Raw genomic sequence first — 354 nt, forward strand, 5'->3', positions numbered from 1 at the left:
TGCAGAGTCCGGCAAACCACGATACGTTCCGTCGCTTGATCGATTTGCAGACTGCAGAGGGCAACCTGACATTGGCACATCGTGCAGAGATTCTTTCGCAAACCGATCCCTACAAGAGGGCGCGCAGCTACCTTCAGCTTTATGAATCGTATAACGTGGGTGCTGATCGAGCAAAGCTGCCTGAACAGATCAAGCGCGCCATTGCCAATGGCGAAGATGTGAAGTCGGCGTCGAAGACGGTCGAAAGTCTCTTAGCGGCCGATCGGCAGAAGCTTCAAGATTTGACGAACAGGTTGTCGAACTCGCAACTGGATAGCTCTACGTTTGCCCATGATTCGGAACTGCAAAGGTTGC

Annotated in this window: 1 protein-coding gene; it reads left to right on the forward strand. The window is 52.5% G+C overall.

Features of this window, described 5'->3' with window-relative positions:
* Window positions 1–35 precede the first annotated feature (35 nt).
* Window positions 36–354: hypothetical protein (locus ACV22W_RS33670; protein ID WP_448023856.1), on the forward strand; the 319-nt coding region annotated here is incomplete at its 3' end.

It is taken from the genome of Burkholderia sp. AW49-1, assembly GCF_053427845.1.